Source organism: Delftia sp. BGA-UO-ETr-SB1, from assembly GCF_059567865.1.
This window is the reverse complement of the sequence record NZ_JCAQOW010000006.1, coordinates 1538781-1558565: the sequence shown is the minus strand read 5'-3', so window position 1 is coordinate 1558565 and position 19785 is coordinate 1538781. Positions and strand designations below refer to the sequence as shown.

19 protein-coding genes are annotated in these 19785 nt (G+C 65.9%); 4 read left to right on the top strand and 15 right to left on the bottom strand.

What is annotated here, in order from left to right; genetic code table 11:
- Nucleotides 1-156 precede the first annotated feature (156 nt).
- The 4 genes from lysS (at nt 157) to AC57B5_RS25800 (ending at nt 4795) form a co-directional block, all read left to right on the top strand.
- Nucleotides 157-1716, top strand: a complete 1560-nt coding sequence (gene lysS / locus AC57B5_RS25815) for a lysine--tRNA ligase (protein ID WP_013801009.1) — start codon at nt 157-159, stop codon at nt 1714-1716.
- Between the two features lie 92 nt (nt 1717-1808).
- On the top strand, nt 1809-2825 hold the full coding sequence (locus tag AC57B5_RS25810) for a hypothetical protein (RefSeq protein ID WP_071956630.1): 1017 nt from the start codon (nt 1809-1811) through the stop codon (nt 2823-2825).
- A 110-nt stretch (nt 2826-2935) separates the two neighbouring features.
- Nucleotides 2936-4018 (top strand): GGDEF domain-containing response regulator, encoded by a 1083-nt coding sequence (locus AC57B5_RS25805; RefSeq protein WP_012207049.1) that lies wholly within the window; start codon nt 2936-2938, stop codon nt 4016-4018.
- Nucleotides 4019-4126: 108 nt separating this feature from the next.
- Nucleotides 4127-4795: a mechanosensitive ion channel family protein gene (locus AC57B5_RS25800; protein WP_013801006.1), complete on the top strand. Its 669-nt coding sequence runs from the start codon at nt 4127-4129 to the stop codon at nt 4793-4795.
- A 69-nt stretch (nt 4796-4864) separates the two neighbouring features.
- Here the strand turns inward: AC57B5_RS25800 and purT are convergent, their stop codons facing one another.
- The 15 genes from purT to AC57B5_RS25725 form a co-directional block, all read right to left on the bottom strand.
- Nucleotides 4865-6082 (bottom strand): formate-dependent phosphoribosylglycinamide formyltransferase, encoded by a 1218-nt coding sequence (gene purT, locus AC57B5_RS25795; protein ID WP_097201547.1) that lies wholly within the window; start codon nt 6080-6082, stop codon nt 4865-4867.
- Nucleotides 6083-6192: 110 nt separating this feature from the next.
- Nucleotides 6193-6855, bottom strand: coding sequence for an HD domain-containing protein (locus tag AC57B5_RS25790; RefSeq protein ID WP_496400591.1), 663 nt, complete (start codon nt 6853-6855; stop codon nt 6193-6195).
- Nucleotides 6856-6873: 18 nt separating this feature from the next.
- A complete protein-coding gene (locus AC57B5_RS25785; RefSeq protein ID WP_496400590.1) occupies nt 6874-7533 on the bottom strand; it encodes a DUF1294 domain-containing protein in 660 nt (219 codons plus the stop codon).
- 7 nt (nt 7534-7540) lie between these two features.
- Nucleotides 7541-8638: a 6-phosphofructokinase gene (locus AC57B5_RS25780; RefSeq protein WP_238002016.1), complete on the bottom strand. Its 1098-nt coding sequence runs from the start codon at nt 8636-8638 to the stop codon at nt 7541-7543.
- 111 nt (nt 8639-8749) lie between these two features.
- A complete protein-coding gene (nagZ, locus tag AC57B5_RS25775; RefSeq protein ID WP_034396680.1) occupies nt 8750-9841 on the bottom strand; it encodes a beta-N-acetylhexosaminidase in 1092 nt (363 codons plus the stop codon).
- 59 nt (nt 9842-9900) lie between these two features.
- Complete coding sequence (acpS, locus tag AC57B5_RS25770; protein WP_012207056.1) at nt 9901-10296, bottom strand: holo-ACP synthase; 396 nt, start codon at nt 10294-10296, stop codon at nt 9901-9903.
- 20 nt (nt 10297-10316) lie between these two features.
- Nucleotides 10317-11090 (bottom strand): pyridoxine 5'-phosphate synthase, encoded by a 774-nt coding sequence (locus tag AC57B5_RS25765; protein WP_353174844.1) that lies wholly within the window; start codon nt 11088-11090, stop codon nt 10317-10319.
- On the bottom strand, nt 11087-11857 hold the full coding sequence (recO, locus tag AC57B5_RS25760) for a DNA repair protein RecO (protein ID WP_012207058.1): 771 nt from the start codon (nt 11855-11857) through the stop codon (nt 11087-11089). Before recO ends, AC57B5_RS25765 begins: the two co-directional genes overlap by 4 nt.
- A gap of 27 nt (nt 11858-11884) precedes the next feature.
- Entirely contained in the window at nt 11885-12919 is a 1035-nt protein-coding gene (gene era / locus AC57B5_RS25755; protein ID WP_012207059.1) for a GTPase Era, read from the bottom strand.
- Nucleotides 12916-13599 (bottom strand): ribonuclease III, encoded by a 684-nt coding sequence (gene rnc, locus AC57B5_RS25750; protein ID WP_012207060.1) that lies wholly within the window; start codon nt 13597-13599, stop codon nt 12916-12918. The genes era and rnc overlap by 4 nt, the downstream gene beginning before the upstream one ends.
- Nucleotides 13600-13962 (bottom strand): DUF4845 domain-containing protein, encoded by a 363-nt coding sequence (locus AC57B5_RS25745; protein WP_496400589.1) that lies wholly within the window; start codon nt 13960-13962, stop codon nt 13600-13602.
- A 70-nt stretch (nt 13963-14032) separates the two neighbouring features.
- Complete coding sequence (gene lepB / locus AC57B5_RS25740) at nt 14033-15010, bottom strand: signal peptidase I (protein WP_496400588.1); 978 nt, start codon at nt 15008-15010, stop codon at nt 14033-14035.
- Entirely contained in the window at nt 15010-16818 is a 1809-nt protein-coding gene (gene lepA / locus AC57B5_RS25735) for a translation elongation factor 4 (protein ID WP_012207063.1), read from the bottom strand. Before lepA ends, lepB begins: the two co-directional genes overlap by 1 nt.
- Nucleotides 16819-17246: 428 nt before the next feature.
- Nucleotides 17247-18719 (bottom strand): DegQ family serine endoprotease, encoded by a 1473-nt coding sequence (locus AC57B5_RS25730; RefSeq protein ID WP_043783674.1) that lies wholly within the window; start codon nt 18717-18719, stop codon nt 17247-17249.
- A gap of 304 nt (nt 18720-19023) precedes the next feature.
- Complete coding sequence (locus tag AC57B5_RS25725; RefSeq protein ID WP_496400587.1) at nt 19024-19740, bottom strand: sigma-E factor negative regulatory protein; 717 nt, start codon at nt 19738-19740, stop codon at nt 19024-19026.
- Nucleotides 19741-19785 lie beyond the last annotated feature (45 nt).

The window sequence follows — 19785 nt, the reverse complement described above, 5'->3', positions numbered from 1 at the left end:
CGCGGATTCAGCCCGCCAGCTGCGGGGCTTGCCGGTGGCATTTGCTGCCGCCTCTGCGCCCTCCAGCCCTTTGCGCCTGGCTTTTTTCGGCTTTTCCCGCTTTTTTCCCCCGGCTTTTTTCCGGCCCCTCGGCGTTTTGCGCTGGCGCTCATTGTCATGACCGAACACAACACCCCATCCGCAGCGGACCAGACCGCTCCCCAGGACGAAAACCAACTCATCGCCGAGCGCCGCGAAAAACTCAAGGCCCTGCGCGAACAGGTCCGTGAACAGGGCGGCGTGGCCTTCCCCAACGACTTCAAGCCCGCCGACCGCGCCGAGGCGCTGCAGCAGGCCCATGCCGACAAGAGCGCCGAGCAGTTGGACGCCGAAGCCGTGCAGGTCAGCCTGGGCGGCCGCATGATGCTCAAGCGCGTCATGGGCAAGGCCAGCTTTGCCACCATCCAGGACGGATCGCTGGGCCCCACGCACGGCCGCATCCAGCTGTACATTACGCGCGACACCGTGGGCGAGGAGGTCTATGCGGCCTTCAAGCGCTGGGACCTGGGCGACATCCTGGGCGCAGAGGGCACGCTGATGAAGACCAAGACCGGCGAGCTGTCGGTCAAGGTGCAGACGCTGCGCCTGCTCACCAAGAGCCTGCGCCCCATGCCCGACAAGTTCCACGGCATGGCCGACCTGGAGCAGAAGGTGCGCCAGCGCTACGTGGACCTGATGATGGATGAGCAGGCCCGCCGCCGCTTCATCGCACGCAGCAAGGCCGTCTCGGGCATCCGCGAATTCATGGTGGAGCACGGCTTCCTGGAAGTGGAAACGCCCATGCTGCACCCCATTCCCGGCGGCGCCAACGCCAAGCCCTTCGTCACCCACCACAACGCGCTGGACCAGGAGATGTACCTGCGCATCGCGCCCGAGCTGTACCTCAAGCGCCTGGTGGTCGGCGGCTTCGAGCGCGTGTTCGAGATCAACCGCAACTTCCGCAACGAAGGCATCTCGGTTCGCCACAACCCCGAGTTCACCATGATGGAGTTCTACGCGGCCTACTGGAACTACCGCGACCTGATGGACTACACCGAGGCCCTGGTGCGCGACGCCGCGCAAAAGGCCGTGGGCACGCTGCAGCTGACCTACGGCGGCAAGCCCGTGGACCTGTCCCAGCCCTTCCAGCGCCTGACCATTCCCGAGGCCATCGTCAAGTTCACCGAAGCCGGCGACAAGGTGGCCGACCGCGAATGGCTGACCAATGCGCTGCGCAAGCTGGGCATGACGGAAGAAAAGGACCGCCTGTCCGCCCGCACCCTGGCCAGCCTGCAGGTGCTGTACTTCGAGGAAGTGGTGGAAGAAAAGCTCTGGCAGCCCACCTTCATCATGGAGCACCCCACCGAGATCTCGCCGCTGGCGCGCGCCAATGACGAGCGCCCCGAGGTCACCGAGCGCTTCGAGCTGTACATCACGGGCCGCGAATTCGGCAACGGTTTTTCCGAGCTCAACGACGCCGAGGACCAGGCCGCGCGCTTCAATGCCCAGGTCCAGGCCAAGGACGGTGGCGACGACGAAGCCATGTACTTCGACCACGACTTCGTGCGTGCCCTCGAGTACGGCATGCCCCCCACGGGCGGCTGCGGCATCGGCATCGACCGCCTGATGATGCTGCTGACCGACAGCGCCAGCATTCGCGACGTGATCCTGTTCCCTGCCCTGCGCCGCGAACAGTAAAACCCACGGCATCCAGCGCCTGCGCGCGTTACCAACTGAAGCCGCCTGCGTTCCCTTGGGAGCCAGGCGGCTTTTCCCTATACTGGCTCGCCATGCACATCCCCACCTACTGGGCGCAGGCGCGCCTGCGGCATGAAAGCCGCCCCACCCACGGCATCACCGTCCAGCGCTGGGGATGGTCCGACACCAGCCAGGAAGCCGCCCAGGCCCACGCCCAGGAGCGTGCCGCCAAGGCCCTGGAAGCCGCCCGCAATGCGGCGCTTCCAAAGGGCGAGCCTCGCATGGAATGGAAGAACGAGTACGCGCTCGACGGCTTCACCACCCCCATCCGCGAAGAAGTCCTGCAGCGCCGCGACGGCACGGTGATGACGCGCAACAGCTACGGCGCCCACTGCCTGAACACCGAGGGCGTGGCCATCGCCGATATCGACCTGCCCGAGCCGCCCAGCGCCGTGCGCTTTCCCGTCGTGACCCTGCTGTTGTTGGCTTCGGTCGCCATCTGGCTGGCCCGGCTGGCACCGCACAAGAACAATTCGCGGATGGTGGCCACGGCACTGGTCGTGCTGCTGCTGTTCCTGGCCATGCGGCGCGTGCAGCGCTGGTGGGAAGCACGCCAGGCGCGCCAGCGTGCGGCCACGGACTCGCCGGCCACCCGCGCCATGGAGCGCGTGCAGACCTTCCAACAAAGCCACCCCGACTGGGGCCTGCGCGTCTACGAAACACCCAAGGGCCTGCGCGTCATCGTCACGCATGCCGATTTCGCATCGGACGATCCGGCCGTCGGGCGGCTGTTCGACGCCCTGCAGGTGGATCCGCTCTATGCCCTGCTGTGCGAGCGCCAGCAATGCTTTCGCGCACGTGTCTCCGGCAAGCCCTGGCGCATGGGCCTGACCGGCCTATCCACCTCGCTGCGCAGCTGGCCCATTCCCGAAGACCGGCAAGAGGAGCGCCGCCAGTGGGCACTTGCCTATGACAGCAAAGCCCAGTGCTTTGCTGCCTGCAGGCTGCTGCAGCAACTGGGCAACCCGCGCATCTGCCCGGCTGCCGACGCCTTTGTGCAGTGGCATGACGAGGCCAGCCGCGCCCGCACGGATCTGCCGCTGGCCTAGCAAAAGCCCCGTTGCACACAATCGCACACGGACGCGACACCCGACTTACACTGGCGCCATCCCCCGCCGCGCACTGCGCGGCCCCTTGATCCATTCCTGGTTTCGCAACCATGAAGGCCATGCCCCCCGCCCCACCTCCCCTGCCCACCGACAGCGCCGACTCCCCCGCCATCGAGCCCAGCGGAGCACGCTTCGCCAAGCCAACGGACGAGTCCGCGCCCTTTTGCGTGCTGGTCGTGGAAGACCAGGCCTCGGTGCGCACCAGCCTGGTCAGCGAGCTGCTGCACGCGGGTGTGACCCGCGTGCTGGAGGCCGCCGATGGCCCCAGCGCCCTGGTGCTGTTCCGCGAGCAGCGCCCCGACCTGGTGCTGCTGGACATCCGCCTGCCCGGCGAGGATGGCTACTGGGTTGCCCGCCAGCTGCGCGAGGCCGAGCCCGGCGAGTGGACGCCCGTCATCTTCCTGTCCGGCCTGGACAATGACCTGGATGTGTGGCGCGGCATCGAGGCCGGAGGCGACGACTACCTGGTCAAGCCCGTCAAGCCCATCGTGCTCGTGGCCAAGCTGCGCGCCATGCGCCGCCTGCTGGACATGCGCCGGCGCCTGGTATCGCTGTCGGCCGAGCTGCACGAGGCCAACCAGAAGCTCAACGAAATGGTCGAGCTCGACCAGCTCACGGGCCTGGTCAACCGCCGAGGCTTCGACCGCATCCTGCATGCAGAGATCGCCTCGGCCCGCCGCGAAGGCCAGCCGCTGACGCTGATGCTCTGCGACCTGGACCATTTCAAGCGCTACAACGACACCTATGGCCACGTGCATGGCGATGAATGCCTGAAACAGATCGGACGCCTGCTGCGCGAGGTCTGCGTACGCCCCCGTGACGTGGCGGCGCGCTATGGCGGCGAGGAATTCGCGCTCATCCTGCCGCGCACGCCGCGCTCGGGCGCCATGACGTTTGCGCGCGCCGTGGGCCAGATGCTGCGCGTGCTGCGCATACGCCACCCCGATTCGCCCCATGAATCGGGTCTCACGCTGTCGGGCGGCATCACCACCTGCATTCCCGACGAATACACCAGCGCCGAAGCCATGCTCATGCGCGCCGACCAGGCACTGTACGCGGCCAAGGCGCAGGGGCGCGACCGCTTCTTCAGCTTCGAGATGCAGATGGACACGGTGGAGCAGCGCCGCACCTGACTGCCGGGCCTTGCGCCTGCGCTTACGATCGCAGCTCAACGCCGGGCGCGCGCGAGCTGCGCATCCGGGTCCCGAAAGCGGATTCCTGTTTCCTGAATGTTTGAAGTTATGCGTCGTTTTCAAGCGCACCTGCCCACCTGGATGCAGGATTGGCTGGAGTTCATCATCCCCGGTGCCCAGATCCTGCTGATCATCGGCGCGGCCTGGCTGCTCAATCGCCTGGTTCGCCGGCTGATCGCACGCGCGGGCCGGCACTACGGCCTGCCGCCGGAGCTGCTGGTGCCGCTGCGCGGCGTGTTCCGCTGGATTCTCATCGCCGCCACCGTGCCGCTGGTACTGGAGCGCCTGGGCGTCTCGGCCACCGTGCTGTGGACGGCCTTCACCGGCTTTGCCACCGTGGGCGCCGTGGCCTTCTTCGCGGCCTGGAGCGTGCTGTCCAACCTGTTCTGCGCCCTGCTCATCGTCATCGTCGGGCCCTTTCGCCTGGGTGACTACATCGAGGTGCTGGACACGGCCGAAAAGCCCGGTGCCAAGGGCCGCGTGATCGACATCAACATGCTCTACACCACCTTGCAGGACGCCCATGCGCCCGATGGCTCACCCAACCTGCTGCAGATCCCCAACTCGCTGATCTTCCAGCGCGTGGTCCGGCGCTGGAAGGGCGGCCTGGGTGTGGATGGCGAGCATGCCAGCCATGGCGAGGAGGAGCGCGCCATCCGGCTGACCACGCCGCATGATGCCCAGCCCTCGCAGCCGCCCATGCACACGACCAACTAAGGCCGACACCGCATGAAAAAAGCCGCCGCCCGGCAAAGGGACGGCGGCTTCGCCATTGAGCAGCGCGCCTCAGGGCTTGCGCGGCCGGACCTTGCTGGCGGCCAGCTTGGCGTTGGTGCGCGCCTGCTCCACATCCTGGGCGCGCGCAAGGGCCACGCCCATGCGGCGCTTGACGAAGCTCTCTGGCTTGCCGAACAGGCGCAGGTCCGTGCCCGGCACGGCCAAGGCCTCGTCCACGCCGTCGAACACCAGGCCTTCGGCATCCTGCCCGCCATAGATCACGGCGCTGGCTCCGGGGTTGCGCAGCGAGGCATCCACGGGCAGGCCCAGGATGGCGCGCGCATGCAGCTCGAACTCGCTTTGCCACTGCGTGGCCAGCGTGACCAGCCCCGTGTCGTGCGGGCGCGGCGAGACTTCGCTGAACCAGACCTGCTCGCCCTTGACGAACAGCTCCACGCCAAACAGGCCCAGGCCGCCCAGGTCATCGGTCACCGCCTTGGCGATGTCGCGCGACTTCTGCAGCGCCGCCGGGTGCATGGGATGGGGCTGCCAGCTCTCCACATAGTCGCCGGACTGCTGGATGTGGCCGATCGGATCGCAGAAATGCGTCTGCACCTGGCCGTCCGCACCCTTGGCGCGCACCGTGAGCTGGGTGATTTCGTAGTCGAAGTCGATGAAGCCCTCAACGATCACACGGCCATGGCTCACGCGGCCGCCGGCCATGGCGTAGTCCCAGGCCTTGGCCACGTCGTCCGGGCCGTCCAGCTTGCTCTGGCCCTTGCCCGAGCTGCTCATCACGGGCTTTACCACGCAGGGGAAACCGATGGCGGGCTGGCCATCGGTGCCGTCGATGGCGGCCTGCAGCTCCTGCTGCGAATCACAGAAGCGATAAGGGCTGGTGGCCAGGCCCAGCGTCTCGGCGGCCAGGCGGCGGATGCCTTCCCGGTCCATGGTCAGGCGCGCGGCGCGGGCCGTGGGGATCACGGTGACCACACCGGCTGCTTCCAGCTCTTCGAGCATGGACGTGGCAATGGCCTCGATCTCGGGCACGACCAGGTCGGGCTTCTCGGCCTCGATCAAGGCCTTGAGCTGGGCCGGATCGCTCATGGTGATGGTGCGCGCGTGGTGGGCCACCTGCTGGCCGGGCGCGTTCTCGTAGCGGTCCACGGCAATGGTTTCCACGCCCAGGCGCTGCAGCGCGATCAGCACTTCCTTGCCGAGTTCGCCGCTGCCCAGCAGCATGACTTTGGTGGCATGGGGGGAGTAAGGGGTTCCAAGGGTGGTCATCTGCGCGTCCTGTGAGCCAGGCGGAGCCTGGGCAAGATAAGAAAGAGAGGGAGGCAGGCCTGCACGGCCCGCAGCAGCCCCCGATCATAGGACGCCGACGCAGGCGCCGCCTACAAACCCAGCGCCTGCGCGAGGTTGCGCCGCGCCCGCACCTCCAGCCGTTGCCGGAACCAGTCGGTGCAGTAGATGGCCTCGCGCTGCATGAAGCCCTGCAGCACCTCGCGGCGCTTGGCGCGGTACAGCGGCAAGGGCACCCATTCGTACTCGGCCCGCACCTGCACTTCGTACTCAGCAAACCGCAGGGGGTCGGCCGCCAGAATGCCCAGGTCGGCATCCACCAGCAGTTGGGCGTCGATTCCGGACGGCTGTGCAGCGTGGCAAGTCGCCATGATCAGGCCGTGCACGCGCCCGGCCACATCGGCAGGCAGACCCTGCTCACGCAGCACGGCGGCGGCCCAGTCGGCGCTACGCGCCTCGTTGTCCTTGGCTTGTGTTTGGTAGACAGCGTCATGGAACCACAGCGCCAGTGCCACCTCGCCGGGGTGCTCGGCCAGGCCCAGCGCCGGTTGCAGCAGGCCCATGGCCTCGCCCAAATGCTGCAGCGTGTGGTAGTGGCGCTGGGGCTCGCTGTAGCTTTGCAGCAGTTGGGCCAGCACAGGCTGCGGAGCGCTGGCACCCAGTGCGGACCAGGCGCTATCCCAAGACGCCTGCCAGGTCTGCAGCGATGCATCGTTGGCGGAGGGCATTTGGGGCCGTGGTCCAGCATGGGTCATCGCCAGTTCCTTCAATTTTCAGAAGATGCCGGGCGCCAGCGCCCGCAGCGGCGCACCTGCCGATGACAGCAGCCATGCCAGCAGGCCGCAGTTGATCACCACGGTAATCCAGAACACCAGTTGGAATGAAGCCTTGCTGGACTTGTGCCGCAGCAGCCCCTGCGCGAGCAGCGCGCCGGGCCAGCCGCACAGCAGTGCCAGCAGGTGCAGACGGCTTTCGCTGGTGCGCCAGCGGTCGTGCCTGGCGGCGGACTTGTCGAATCCATAGACCATGAAGGTCACAAAGCTTGCCGCCCCATACAGGCCGACCAGTGTCCAGGGCATGCGGCCGCTCCAGGCAACAGCCAGCAGCACGCAGAAGAAGGCAGCGGCCAGGCCCACCGCCACCGGGCCTCGCACAGGTGGGTGAGGCCGCGAAGGCATGCCGGCACGGCTTCGCCGCGCAGGCTGCGGGCGGCCGGTCCTTGGTTCGCCAATGAAGGCCACATCCTGCGCGCACCATTTTCCCTGGGCGTTGCGGCTGGGCACATAGCTGACACGCTCTCCGCCCTCGGGCCTGCGGCGGCGATCGGTGAAGGACTTGATATGGACAAAGACCTGCGCGCCGCCTCCATCGGGTTCGATGAAGCCAAAGCCCTGCTCGTCCTTCCAGCCGGTGAGACGTCCCTGCTGCCGCATGGCGGGCTCAGTGGCTGCCGGCTGCGGCCGGCCGCGCATCCTGCTTGCCTGGCTCGCCCAGGCAAATGCCTATGTCGCGCGCCATGGTGAGCAGGCCGTGGTCCAGGGGCACGGTGCGCTGGGTATTGGCCACGCGGGAGATTTCCACGCTGCCGATCTCGCCACCCTGCAGCGTGACCATGCGGCCGAAGCGCCCCGACAGCACCAGTTGCGCCGCATGGTGGCCGTACTGCGTGGCCAGCACGCGGTCAAAGGGCGTGGGGTCGCCTCCGCGCTGTACATGGCCGAGGACCGTGGTGCGCACCTCGCTCCTGAGGTGGGGCTGCAGGCGCTCGCGCAGCACATGTCCGACACCGCCCAGGCGGACCGGGTCGGGGCTTTGCTCGATGCGCTCGCGCACCGTGAGGCTGGCGCCGCTTTCCTTGGCGCCCTCGCCGATGCAGATGATGGTGTAGCGCTGGCGCTGCTCGCGGCCCCGGCAGAAATCGACGATGGCCTGCAGGTCGTAATCGATCTCGGGCAGCAGGATGACGTCGGCCGCGCCGGCAATGCCGGCCTCCAGCGCCAGCCATCCGGCATGGCGCCCCATGGTCTCGACGATCATCACGCGGTGGTGGCTGTTGGCCGTGCTCTCGATGCGGCGCAGCGCCTCGGTGGCCGTTGCCACGGCGGTGTCGAAGCCAAAGCTGCGCTCGCAATTGGCAATGTCGTTGTCGATGGTCTTGGGCACGCCCACGCAGGTCAGCCCCACCTGTTCGGCCAGGCCATGCGCCAGGCTCATGGTGCCGTCGCCGCCGATGGCCACCACCACGTCCAGGCCCAGCGCCCGGACATTGCGGCCCACATGCTCCAGCGTGGCCGCATCGCGCAGGGGGTTGGCGCTGTTGCTGGTGCCCAGGATGGTGCCGCCCACATGCAGGATGCCCGAGACCTCGTCCCAGCCCAGCGGCTTGACGCCGGGCGGGTCGAGCATCAGGCCCTCGAAGCCGTCGGCAATGCCCAACACCTCGCACTGGCCGTGGTTGATCAGGGACTTGGTGACCGCACGGATCACCGCATTCAGGCCGGGGCAGTCGCCACCTCCGGTCAGCACGCCAACGCGCATGGGAAAACTCTCCTGTGAAACACCGGCCGACGCGCCCTTTACAACACGCGCATGCCTTTGCAAAGCCCGCCTTGGCCCTCGGAGCGGCCAGCGGCGGCATTCTTCAATCCATCAAGGCAGCAGGTCCAGCGCCTGCAGATAGGCAGGCTGGCGCATGAGGTCGTCCCAGGGCTGGGGCACGGTCTCCGGCAGCAGGGCCACGCGGCGCGATTCGCTGTCGGCATCGGGCTGCCAGCGGCCGCTGCGCTGCGCGGCCTCCATGCCGGCCAGCAGCTCGTCCACATGCTCGCCCAGGCCCAGGCTCTGGTTGCACAGCAGCACCATGTCGCAGCCCGCCTCCAGCGCGGCCAGCGCCGCGTCGGTGTAGCCGATGAGCTGGCCGTCGATGCGGCGCGCGCCCTCCATGCTCAGGTCGTCGCTGAAAATGGCGCCGTCGTAGCGCAGGCGGCTGCGCAGGATGTCCTTGAGCCACTTGGCAGAAAAACCGGCCGGGCGCTTGTCCACCTTGGGGTAGATCACATGGGCCGGCATCACGGCCGTGAGCACGCTGGACAGCCAGGGATAGGGCGCGGCGTCCTCGCCCAGGATGGCGGTGAGGCTGCGGCCATCGACCGGAATATCCACATGCGAATCAGCCTTGACGAAGCCGTGGCCGGGAAAGTGCTTGCCGCAGTTGCCCATGCCGGCCTGCAGCAGGCCGTGCATGAGGCTGCGGGCCAGCGCGGCCACCACGCGCGGGTCGCGGTGGAAGCTGCGGTCGCCGATGACGCTGCTGGCACCGTAGTCAAGGTCCAGCACCGGGGTGAAGCTGAAATCCACGCCGCAGGCACGCAGCTCGGTGCCCAGCACGTAGCCGGCCGCCGTGGCGGCATTCATGGCGGCCAGGGCGCCGCTGCCTTCACGGTGCTTGCTGCCCTTGCCGTCGTCCATCCACATCTGGCCGAAGGCGCGCATGGGCGGCAGGTGCGTGAAGCCGTCAGCGCGAAAACGCTGCACGCGCCCGCCCTCATGGTCCACGCAGATCAGCAAATCGGGCTTCACCGCCTTGATATCGGCGCACAGCTGCACCAGCTGATCGCGGCTTTCCCAGTTGCGGGCAAAGAGGATGATGCCGCCGACCAGCGGATGCGCCAGGCGCTGGCGGTCCACATCGGTGAGTGCCTTGCCGGCGATGTCGATGATGAGGGGTGCGTGCTCGGTCATGCCGGGAGTTCCTATGAATCCTGTGGAGTCAAAAAAGCCAGCGTCATGCTGGCCGGGTATCAGGCGCGGCGCTCGACCACGCAGAAGCTGGCCGCGTAGTCGCTCTCGTCGGTCACGGACAGGTGCACCTGCAGGTTGCGCGCCTCGAACCATTCCTTGAGCGCGCCGTGCAGCACGATGGCAGGCTGGCCACTGGGCAGTTTGATGACCTCGCAACTGCGCCAGGTCATGGGCATGACCATGCCCATGCCTATGGCCTTGGAAAAGGCCTCCTTGGCGGAAAAGCGCGTGGCCACGAAGCGGATGCCGCGCTCAGGCCAGCGCGCGCGGCGGGCACGCCAGGTGGCCAGCTCGCCCTCGGCCAGCACCTTCTCGGCGAAACGGTCGCCATGGCGCTCCAGGCTGGCGCGGATGCGGCGCACGTCGCAGATGTCGGTACCGATGCCGTAGATCATGGATTCGCTCCGCGAAAGCTTCAGGCGCGCGCCGCCATGCCCTGGTCTATGCACTGCTGGTAGGCGCGCACGGTTTCGGCGTAGCCCAGCTCCAGCGCGTCGGCGATCAGCGCATGGCCGATGGAGACTTCGAGCAGGCCCGGCACGCGCGCCACGAAGGCGGCCAGGTTGTCACGGCTGAGGTCGTGGCCGGCATTGATGCCCAGCCCGGCATCCAAAGCCGCCCGGGCCGCCGCCGCATAGGCCTGCAGTTGCGCTTCCTGGTCTGCCGTCCCCCAGGCAGCTGCGTAGGGTTCGGTATACAGCTCGACCCGGTCGGCGCCCACGGCGCGCGCAGCGGCCATCTGGGCGGGCACGGGGTCCATGAACAGGCTGACGCGCACGCCCAGCTGGCGGCATTCGGCAATCAGCGGCTTCAGGCGCTCGGCGTCCTGCGGGAAGTTCCAGCCATGGTCGCTGGTGAACTGGTCCTCGCTGTCGGGCACGAAGGTGGCCTGGTGCGGGCGCGTGTCGCGGATGAAGTCCATGAGGTTCTGCGTCGGGTTGCCCTCGATGTTGAACTCCGCCTGCGGCCACTGTTTCATCAGCGCCTGCAGTTCATAGACATCCTCGCTGCGGATATGGCGCTGGTCGGGACGCGGATGGATGGTGATGCCCTGGGCACCGGCCTCCAGGCAGATGCGCGCGGCGCGCGTCACGCTGGGAATGCCCAGGTGGCGCGTGTTGCGCAGCAGCGCAACCTTGTTGACATTGACCGACAGCGCCGTGCGCTGCGAAGCGTGGGAAAGATTCATAGCGATTGCAGATCCATCATCAGCTGGCGGGTGCGCAGCATGGGACTGCCGCAATGGTATTGCAGCAGGGCCCTCAGTTGGGGCTTGAGGGCCAGCGCCTGCTCGGGTTGGGCCACCACATGCAGCGTGGCATTGAAGGCCTGCCGGGCCTGCAGCGCGCTTTCAATGGCCTGCCATTGCGCAGCGCCCAGCACGGCGCGCTCGCCCTGCAGCGCCGGGCGCAGGCCGCCTTCGGCCACCAGCGCATAGCGGCGGCCTTCGGCCAGCGGCGCCAGCGTGGCGCTTTCCTCATTCAAGGCGGGCAGATGGCCCAGTTCGCGCAGCAGCAGCAGCTCGAAGGTGCGCAGCACGGGCTCGATGGCATCGCCATGCTGGCCCGCCAGCACGCGCACCACGCCGGCATAGATGTCGAACAGCGCCGCATAGGGATCGTCTCGCGCCAGCAGGCGCATCAGCAGCTCGTTGAGGTACAGGCCCGACATCAGGGCATCGCCCTGGGGCATGACATGCCCGCCCACCCACTCGGCACCCTTGAGGGTGTGGATCTCGGCATTGCCCTCGCCGCCCAGGCTGTAGCTCAGGCTCAGCGGCTGCAGCGGCAGCAGCACGGGGCGAAAGTTCGAGGTCGGTCGCTTGACGCCCTTGGCCGCCAGCGCCACGCGGCCCCGGTGCCGCGTGAAGACCTCGAGGATCAGGCTGGACTCGCTCCAATCATAGCTGTGCAACACATAGGCCGGCTCATCCGAGACACGCTTGGCGCTAGCCATGGACAGAGGGCCTTGCGGGAAGGTTTCTCACTCGTAACCGAAGGAGCGCACGCGGGCCTCGTCGTCGGCCCAGCCCGAGCGCACCTTGACCCAGACTTCGAGGAAGACCTTGGCATCCATGAGCTTTTCCAGCTCCTGGCGCGCCTCGGTGCTGATGCGCTTGAGGCGCTCGCCCTTCTCTCCGATGATCATGGCCTTGTGTCCGTCGCGCTCGACCACGATGGTCGCCGCCACGCGGATGAAGCGCTTGTGCTGCTTGCTGGCCTCTTCCTCGAACTTGTCGATGACCACCGTGGAGGTGTAGGGCAGCTCGTCGCCCGTGAAGCGGAACAGCTTCTCGCGCACGGTTTCCGAGGCGAGGAACTTCTCGCTGCGATCGGTCAGCTCGTCGGGCGCATACATCCAGTCCTGCTCGGGCAGGTACTTCTCGCAGATGCCGAACAGGCGCTCGATGTCGCCCTTGCTCTTGGCCGACATGGGCACGAACTCGGCAAACGGATGGCGCTCCTGCATGCTCTTGAGCCAGGGGGCGATCTCGGCACGGCGGCCCACGGTATCGAGCTTGTTGGCGATCAGCAGCGTGGGAATGCCGGGCTTGAACAGCGACAGCACCTTGGCATCGGCCAGCGTGAACTGGCCGGCTTCCACGACGAACAGGATCAGGTCCACGTCGCCGATGGCGCCCATCACGGTCTTGTTGAGCGATTTGTTCAGCGCCGTGCTGTGCTTGGTCTGGAAACCCGGTGTATCGACGAAGATGAACTGCGTCGCGGCGCGCGAGCGAATGCCCGTGATGCGGTGGCGCGTGGTCTGCGCCTTGCGCGAGGTGATGCTGATCTTCTGGCCCACCAGCGCATTCATCAGCGTGGACTTGCCTACATTGGGCTTGCCGACGATGGCGATCAGGCCGCAGCGCTGCGGGCCCGTCGGCACCTCGGGTGCCTGGGCTTCATCAGGGGCGGATGCCGTGCGTGCTGCGCCGGCGCCGGGCTTGGCCGCGGCCAGCAGGGCATCGAGTTCGGCGGCGGTCTGTGCCGGCGCCGGAGGTTTGTCTTGGTTCATGCGTGTCTTGCTTTCAATAGTTCCAGCATGGCTGTGGCAGCCGTCTGCTCTGCGGCTCTGCGCGAGGCACCCGTTCCCCGGGCCTGCAATTGCAGCTCGGCAATCGCGCAGGCCACTTCAAAGGTCTGGCGGTGGGCGGCTCCCGTGGTGGCGACCACCTCGTACTGCGGCAGCTTCATGCGCCGTCCCTGCAGCCATTCCTGCAGGGCCGTCTTCGCATCCTTTTCGGCTGCGCGCATGTGGGGATTGATGTCCACGCCCTCGAAAAGATGGTGTACCACCTTCTCGCCCGCCGCGTAGCCGGCATCCAGATAGACCGCGCCGATCAGGGCCTCGACCGCATCGGCCAGGATGGAAGGGCGTTGCTTGCCGCCCGACTTGGATTCACCCTCGCCCAGGCGCAGCAGATCGGGCAACTGCAGCCTCAGCGCGATCTGGTGCAGCGTGCCTTCCTTGACCAGGTTGGCGCGCACGCGGGACAGATCGCCCTCGGGCATGGAACTGAGCCGCTGGTAGAGCAGGCTGGAAATGGCAAGGTTCAGCACCGAGTCACCGAGGAATTCCAGGCGCTCGTTGTTGTCTGCCGAGAAGCTGCGGTGCGTGACGGCACGCTGCAGCAATGCAGGCTCGGCAAATTGATGCTGCAGCCTCAGCTGCAGCGCATTCAGTAAGGGAGGCACCTATTGGGTCTGCTTCTTAAAACGGTAAGTCAGGTAGGCAGGGCCCACGAGATGGATCTCGCGCGAATATTCGAACCCCACCACAATGCGGTCATTGACCTTGGTCACTTCGAGGTCCTCACCAGCGATCGACTTGATGTCGTCAATCTGGGCGGCACGGTCGAAGTTGGCTTTCACGTCCGCCACAGAAGTTCCCTCGCGGGCAGACTTGTTGGCAGCCTTGACGATGGCCTGATATTCCAGGAGGACGGGCAGGGATTGTGCGCCTACGGCCACCACACCCACGCCCAGGGCAACCACAAACACCAGTCCCAGAAAGGACAGGCCGCGCTGGCGCGAACGCCGGTTGTTCGATGTCAACATGCTTTTTCCTCCTCCGATGCGAATCCCTCGCGCATGCCCGGTCCGATTCGGTCCTCAGGCATGCACCTGATCAATGGAAGCTGCCGATGCGCTTGAAATCCCCGAAGTTCATCCAGACAAAGAAAGCCCGTCCCACGATGTTCTTGTCGGGCACAAAGCCCCAGTAGCGGGAATCCAGCGAGTTGTCGCGGTTGTCGCCCATCATGAAGTACTGGCCCTCCGGCACCTTGCAGGTGATGCCTTCGACGCTGTAACGGCAGTTCTCGCGGAACTCGAAGCCGCTGGCGCCCTGGATGAAGGCGGGCACGTCCTGGTTCACGATCATGCGGTGCGGCTTGTCGCCCAGCGACTCCTCGTACTGCTTGAAGTAGCGCATCGCATCCTTGTCGAAGAAGTCGGGCAGTGCATTGACCGGGACTTCCTTGCCATTGATCGTCAGCCGCTTGTTCAGGTAGGCGATCTCGTCGCCCGGCAGACCCACCACCCGCTTGATGTAGTCCAGGCTGGGCTGGGGCGGGTAGCGGAACACCACCACATCGCCACGCTGCAGCGGCGTTCCCTGCGTGATCTTGGTGTTGATCACCGGCAGGCGCACGCCATAGGTGAACTTGTTCACCAGGATCAGGTCGCCCACGAGCAGCGTGGGGATCATGGAGCCAGACGGGATCTTGAACGGCTCGAACAGGAACGAGCGCAGCACGAAGACGATCGCGATCACCGGGAACAGGCCTGCCGTCCAGTCCAGCCACCAGGGCTGCATGAGGATGCGGCCCTTGGCCTCTTCAGACACATCGATGTCGGTCTTGGCGATGCCCATGCGGTCGAGTTCTGCGCGGCGTGCCACGGCAGCCTCCTCGATGGCCACGGCAGCGCGGCGGCGGCGCGGCAGGAAGTACAGCCGCTCGGCCACCCAGTACAGGCCCGTGACCACGGTGGCCAGGAACAGCAGCAGCGCGAAGTTGCCCTCGATGAAGCCTGTGTACCAGGCGCCGATATAGCCCACGAAGGCCGCGAGTACGACGGCCGTAATCCATTGCATGGCTTGCATCAATCCTCCACTTGCAGGATGGCCAGGAAGGCCTCCTGGGGCACTTCCACCGATCCGATCTGCTTCATGCGCTTCTTGCCGGCCTTTTGCTTTTCCAGCAGCTTACGCTTGCGGGTGATGTCGCCGCCGTAGCACTTGGCCAGCACGTTCTTGCGCATGGCCTTGACGGTTTCCCGCGCAATGATGTTGGCGCCGATGGCGGCCTGGATGGCCACATCGAACATCTGGCGGCTGATGATCTCGCGCATCTTGGCCACCACGGCCCGGCCGCGGTACGTGGCCTGGGAGCGGTGCACGATGATGGACAGCGCATCGACCTTCTCGCCGTTGAGCAGGATGTCCACCTTCACCACGTCGGAGGCGCGGTACTCCTTGAACTCATAGTCCATGGAGGCGTAGCCGCGCGAGACCGACTTGAGCTTGTCGAAGAAGTCCAGCACGATTTCGCCCAGCGGCATCTCATAGGTGAGCATCACCTGGCGGCCGTGGTACTGCATGTTGATCTGCACGCCGCGCTTCTGGTTGGCCAGCGTCATCACCGGGCCCACATAGTCCTGGGGCATGTACAGGTGGACGGTGACGATGGGCTCGCGCACCTCCTCGATACGGCCGGCATCGGGCATCTTGGACGGGTTCTCGACCTGGATGACCTCGCCATCGCCCTTGACCACTTCGTAGACCACGCTGGGCGCGGTGGTGATCAGGTCCTGGTCGAATTCGCGCTCCAGGCGCTCCTGCACGATTTCCATGTGCAGCAGGCCCAGGAAGCCGCAGCGAAAGCCGAAGCCCAGCGCCTGCGAGACTTCAGGCTCGAACTGCAGGGACGAATCGTTGAGCTGCAGCTTCTCCAGCGCATCGCGCAGCTGGTCATATTCGCTGGCTTCGGTGGGGTACAGACCCGCGAACACCTGGGGCTTGATTTCCTTGAAGCCGGGCAGGGCCTCGGTGGCAGGACCCAGATTGTTGGGAAGCTTCTTTTCCAGCGTGATGGTGTCGCCCACCTTGGCTGCCTTGAGCTCCTTGATGCCGGCAATGATGTAGCCCACCTCGCCGGCGCGCAGCACGTCGCGCGGCACGTCGGCCGGGGTGAACACGCCCAGGTTGTTGGCTTCATAGGCAGCGCCCGAGGCCATCATCTTGAAGCGCTCGCCACGCTTGAGTTCACCATCGACCACCCGCACCAGCATCACGACGCCGACATAGGTGTCGAACCAGCTGTCGATGATCATGGCGCGCAGTTGGCCATTGGGATCGCCCTTTGGCGGCGGCACCTTGGCGACCACCGCCTCCAGGATCTCCTCGATGCCCATGCCGGTCTTGGCCGAGCAGGGAATGGCGTCGCTGGCATCGATGCCGATGACATCCTCGATCTCGGCCCTGGCATTTTCGGGATCGGCCTGGGGCAGATCCATCTTGTTGAGAACAGCCGTCACTTCCACGCCGAGTTCCAGCGCGGTGTAGCAGTTGGCCACGGTCTGCGCCTCGACGCCCTGCGAGGCGTCCACCACCAGCAGCGCTCCCTCGCAGGCGGACAGCGAACGCGAGACTTCATACGAGAAGTCCACGTGGCCGGGTGTGTCGATGAGGTTGAGGTTGTAGACCTGGCCATCCTTGGCCTTGTACTGCAGGGCTGCGGTCTGCGCCTTGATGGTGATGCCGCGCTCTTTCTCGATATCCATCGAGTCCAGCACCTGGGCTTCCATGTCACGGTCAGCCAAGCCTCCGCAACGCTGGATGAGGCGGTCAGCCAGCGTCGACTTGCCATGGTCGATGTGCGCAATGATGGAAAAATTTCTGATGTGGTTCATCAACGGGAAGGACTGCTAGTGAAAGTGGAAAACGACAGGGCCGGCGCGCAAGAAAAAAGGGCGCGTCCATGAACGACGCGCCCCGAACCAACAATCTCTGGCAACTGCGATAGTTGGGACTTTATTGTAGGCAAAACGGGCTGAAAACCAAGCCCTGACAAGGCCTGCAAAGGTCCGGGCTTGATCTGTCACAATTATTTATCAACAGTTTATCAACAGAACCGCCGAGCCATTTCTCGCCCGTCGATCACCGGATAGTGCGGTGCTTTTGCACCGCAACAATCCCCTTTGAAAACAGGTTTCTGACGCCTTGAGCCGTCACGCTTTGGTGGGGCATTTTACCCAATGCCCCAAGGGGCATGGGCGGCTCCGGGTCAGGATTCCGAGGGTATTCCCCAGGATCCGGAAAACCGCCCTCCCCTGCGGCCTCAGCGCGCCGGACGGATCAGCACGTACTGTGCCCATTCCCCACGGCGCACCAGCAGGTTCACCGGCTTGCTCTTGTCCACCTTGGCCAGCGTGGCCTCGAAGCTCTTGAGCCCCGTGATCTCGACATTGGCCAGCTGCAGGATCACATCGCCTTCGCGCAGGCCCGCACGTGCCGCAGCCTCGACGGCCGCCGTCACGCGCACGCCGCCCTTGATGCCCAGCTCCTTCTTCTGGGCATCCGTGAGCTCGGCCAGCGTCAGGCCCAGCGGCTGGGAAACCAGGGTGCTGCCCTTTCCGGTGGCCTTGGCCTGCGGAGCCGCGCCGTCGGGCTCGACCTCGGCGATCACCATGGTCAGATCCTTGGCCGCGCCGCGACGGAACACGGTGATGGTGCTGCGTGTGCCGGGCTTGGTATTGCCCACCAGGCGCGGCAGGTCGGCCACCTTGTCGATGGCCTTGCCGTCGAACTTGATGATCACGTCACCGGCCTCGACGCCCGCCTTGGCAGCGGGCGAATCCGGCTCGACGGCCGATACCAGTGCGCCCTGCGCCTTGCCCAGGCCAATGGATTCGGCAATGTCCTTGGTGACCGGACCGATCTGCACGCCAATGCGGCCTCGCGTGACCTTGCCGGTGGCGCGCAACTGGTCGCTGACACGCACGGCCTCATCGATCGGAATCGCGAAGCTGATACCCATGAAGCCGCCGGAGCGCGAATAGATCTGGCTGTTGATGCCCACGACCTCGCCGCGCATATTCAGCAACGGGCCGCCCGAGTTGCCGGGGTTGATGGCCACATCGGTCTGGATGAACGGCAGATAGTCGCCCGTATCGCGCTGCTTGGCACTGACGATGCCCGCCGTGACGGAGTTGTCGAGGCCGAAGGGCGAGCCGATGGCCATCACCCACTCGCCGACCTTGAGGCGGTTCACATCGCCGATCTTCACGGCCGGCAGCCCTGTGGCGTCGATCTTGACCACGGCAACGTCGGTGCGCTTGTCGCTGCCCACGATCTTGGCCTTGAACTCGCGCTTGTCGGTCAGCGTGACGATGACTTCGTCAGCGCCTTCAACCACGTGGGCATTGGTCATCACAAAGCCATCGGCCGTCAGGATGAAGCCGGAGCCCACGCCGCGCGGCTGCTCCTCGTCAGGCTGCGAACGCGGCTGTGGGCGCTGGCGCGGCACATTGGGCACGGGCAGGCCGAAGCGGCGGAAGAATTCGAGCATGTCCTCGTCCATGCCCAGCGCCTCGGCAGAGTTGGCGGATACCTTCTCCAGCGTGCGGATGTTGACCACGGAAGGGCCGACCTGCTCGACCAGATCGGTGAAGTCCGGCAGCCCCCGCACCACGGCGCCACTTTGCGCATGGGCGGCACTCACCGGCACCAGCATTCCTGCGCTGCCCGCAGCAAGCGCCAGAACGCCGGCCAGTGTGCAGGACTGCAGCGTCTTCCATCGAACAGTGGTCATGGTCATCCTTTCCATCTCAATCATTACGTTGCCCCGACGCCATCGCGCCCAGGCGGTTTGTTCGGACACATGGCAGCCGACTTGCTTTCGGACGAACGTCACATTCTGGCGCAGTCCTGGCGAGCATCGGCCAGACGATGGCTCAGAAGCCTGAAAGACGCGGTTAGTTCCCGAATCGGCAGCATGCATGGGGCGCGGGCCGCCGTGCATGGAGCACAAATGACTGCACCCGCGTCCATTTCAATGCCGAAAGGCTGGACGCGGGTGCAAAAGAAGGCAGGAGAGCCATGCTCTCCTGTGAGATTCAGCGCTGGTTGGCGCGCGGTGCCGAGGCGAAGTTGGCGTTGCGCAGGAAGCTGGCAGGCATCTGCAGCGTGGCCGGCCCACTGTACTGCGGATGGGAGGCCAGCAGCGCATCCAGGCGCGGATCTCGCAGCATCACGCTCTGCCCGTAGGGTCCGGCCACCGCCACGACCGAGGAAGACTGGGCCGTATCGCCAAGCGGGAAATCCTGGGCATTGCCAGCCACTGCAACCGGCGCCGACGGAGCACCCGTCTCAAGGGCCGCCAGGGCCCGGCCCGGCGCCGCGCCGGGACCAGCAGGCGCGCCCAGCATCACGCTCCAGCCAATGGCAGCCACGGCCGCCACGGAGGCAAAGCCCGCCGCCATCTTCCAGCGAAATACCGAGGCATTGGCCGCCTCGCGCAGCGGCGCGCCATTGATCACAGCCCGGTCCTGCGCCGGATGCGCAATTTGCGCCAGCTCTTCAGTGGCCACGGAAACCAGCGGACGGCGAGGCTCGTTGGCCAGTTGGGCGCGGATTCCGGAGAGCACATCGTGCCGGCTGTGATGCGCCAATTCCGGGGAACGCAGCACATCGCCCACGAGGTGGTACATGCGCCACTCCTGCTGGCCTGCATCGCTTTCCGCATAGGCCAGCGCGGCCTGCAACTCTGCGGCAGAGAGCTCACCATCAGCCAATGCCGACAATTGTTCGCGCTTCGTCAGATCGTCATTCATGATCAATCACCTGCTTGTCTGCTTTGAGACCCTGTACCCAAAAAA

Bases quoted from the DNA above. Each gene is read 5' to 3' on its own strand.
- AC57B5_RS25765 (WP_353174844.1), bottom strand. From the start codon at position 11,090: ATGAATCTTTCCCACGCTTCGCAGCGCACGGCGCTGTCGGTCAATGTC.
- era (WP_012207059.1), bottom strand. From the start codon at position 12,919: ATGAACCAAGACAAACCTCCGGCGCCGGCACAGACCGCCGCCGAACTC.
- lysS (WP_013801009.1), top strand. From the start codon at position 157: ATGACCGAACACAACACCCCATCCGCAGCGGACCAGACCGCTCCCCAG.
- lepA (WP_012207063.1), bottom strand. From the start codon at position 16,818: ATGAACCACATCAGAAATTTTTCCATCATTGCGCACATCGACCATGGC.
- AC57B5_RS25725 (WP_496400587.1), bottom strand. From the start codon at position 19,740: ATGAATGACGATCTGACGAAGCGCGAACAATTGTCGGCATTGGCTGAT.
- lepB (WP_496400588.1), bottom strand. From the start codon at position 15,010: ATGCAAGCCATGCAATGGATTACGGCCGTCGTACTCGCGGCCTTCGTG.
- AC57B5_RS25745 (WP_496400589.1), bottom strand. From the start codon at position 13,962: ATGTTGACATCGAACAACCGGCGTTCGCGCCAGCGCGGCCTGTCCTTT.
- purT (WP_097201547.1), bottom strand. From the start codon at position 6,082: ATGACCACCCTTGGAACCCCTTACTCCCCCCATGCCACCAAAGTCATG.
- AC57B5_RS25780 (WP_238002016.1), bottom strand. From the start codon at position 8,638: ATGCGCGTTGGCGTGCTGACCGGAGGTGGCGACTGCCCCGGCCTGAAT.
- AC57B5_RS25805 (WP_012207049.1), top strand. From the start codon at position 2,936: ATGAAGGCCATGCCCCCCGCCCCACCTCCCCTGCCCACCGACAGCGCC.
- AC57B5_RS25785 (WP_496400590.1), bottom strand. From the start codon at position 7,533: ATGCGGCAGCAGGGACGTCTCACCGGCTGGAAGGACGAGCAGGGCTTT.
- AC57B5_RS25790 (WP_496400591.1), bottom strand. From the start codon at position 6,855: ATGACCCATGCTGGACCACGGCCCCAAATGCCCTCCGCCAACGATGCA.
- recO (WP_012207058.1), bottom strand. From the start codon at position 11,857: ATGGCTAGCGCCAAGCGTGTCTCGGATGAGCCGGCCTATGTGTTGCAC.
- acpS (WP_012207056.1), bottom strand. From the start codon at position 10,296: ATGATCTACGGCATCGGTACCGACATCTGCGACGTGCGCCGCATCCGC.
- AC57B5_RS25810 (WP_071956630.1), top strand. From the start codon at position 1,809: ATGCACATCCCCACCTACTGGGCGCAGGCGCGCCTGCGGCATGAAAGC.
- nagZ (WP_034396680.1), bottom strand. From the start codon at position 9,841: ATGACCGAGCACGCACCCCTCATCATCGACATCGCCGGCAAGGCACTC.
- AC57B5_RS25730 (WP_043783674.1), bottom strand. From the start codon at position 18,719: ATGACCACTGTTCGATGGAAGACGCTGCAGTCCTGCACACTGGCCGGC.
- AC57B5_RS25800 (WP_013801006.1), top strand. From the start codon at position 4,127: ATGCGTCGTTTTCAAGCGCACCTGCCCACCTGGATGCAGGATTGGCTG.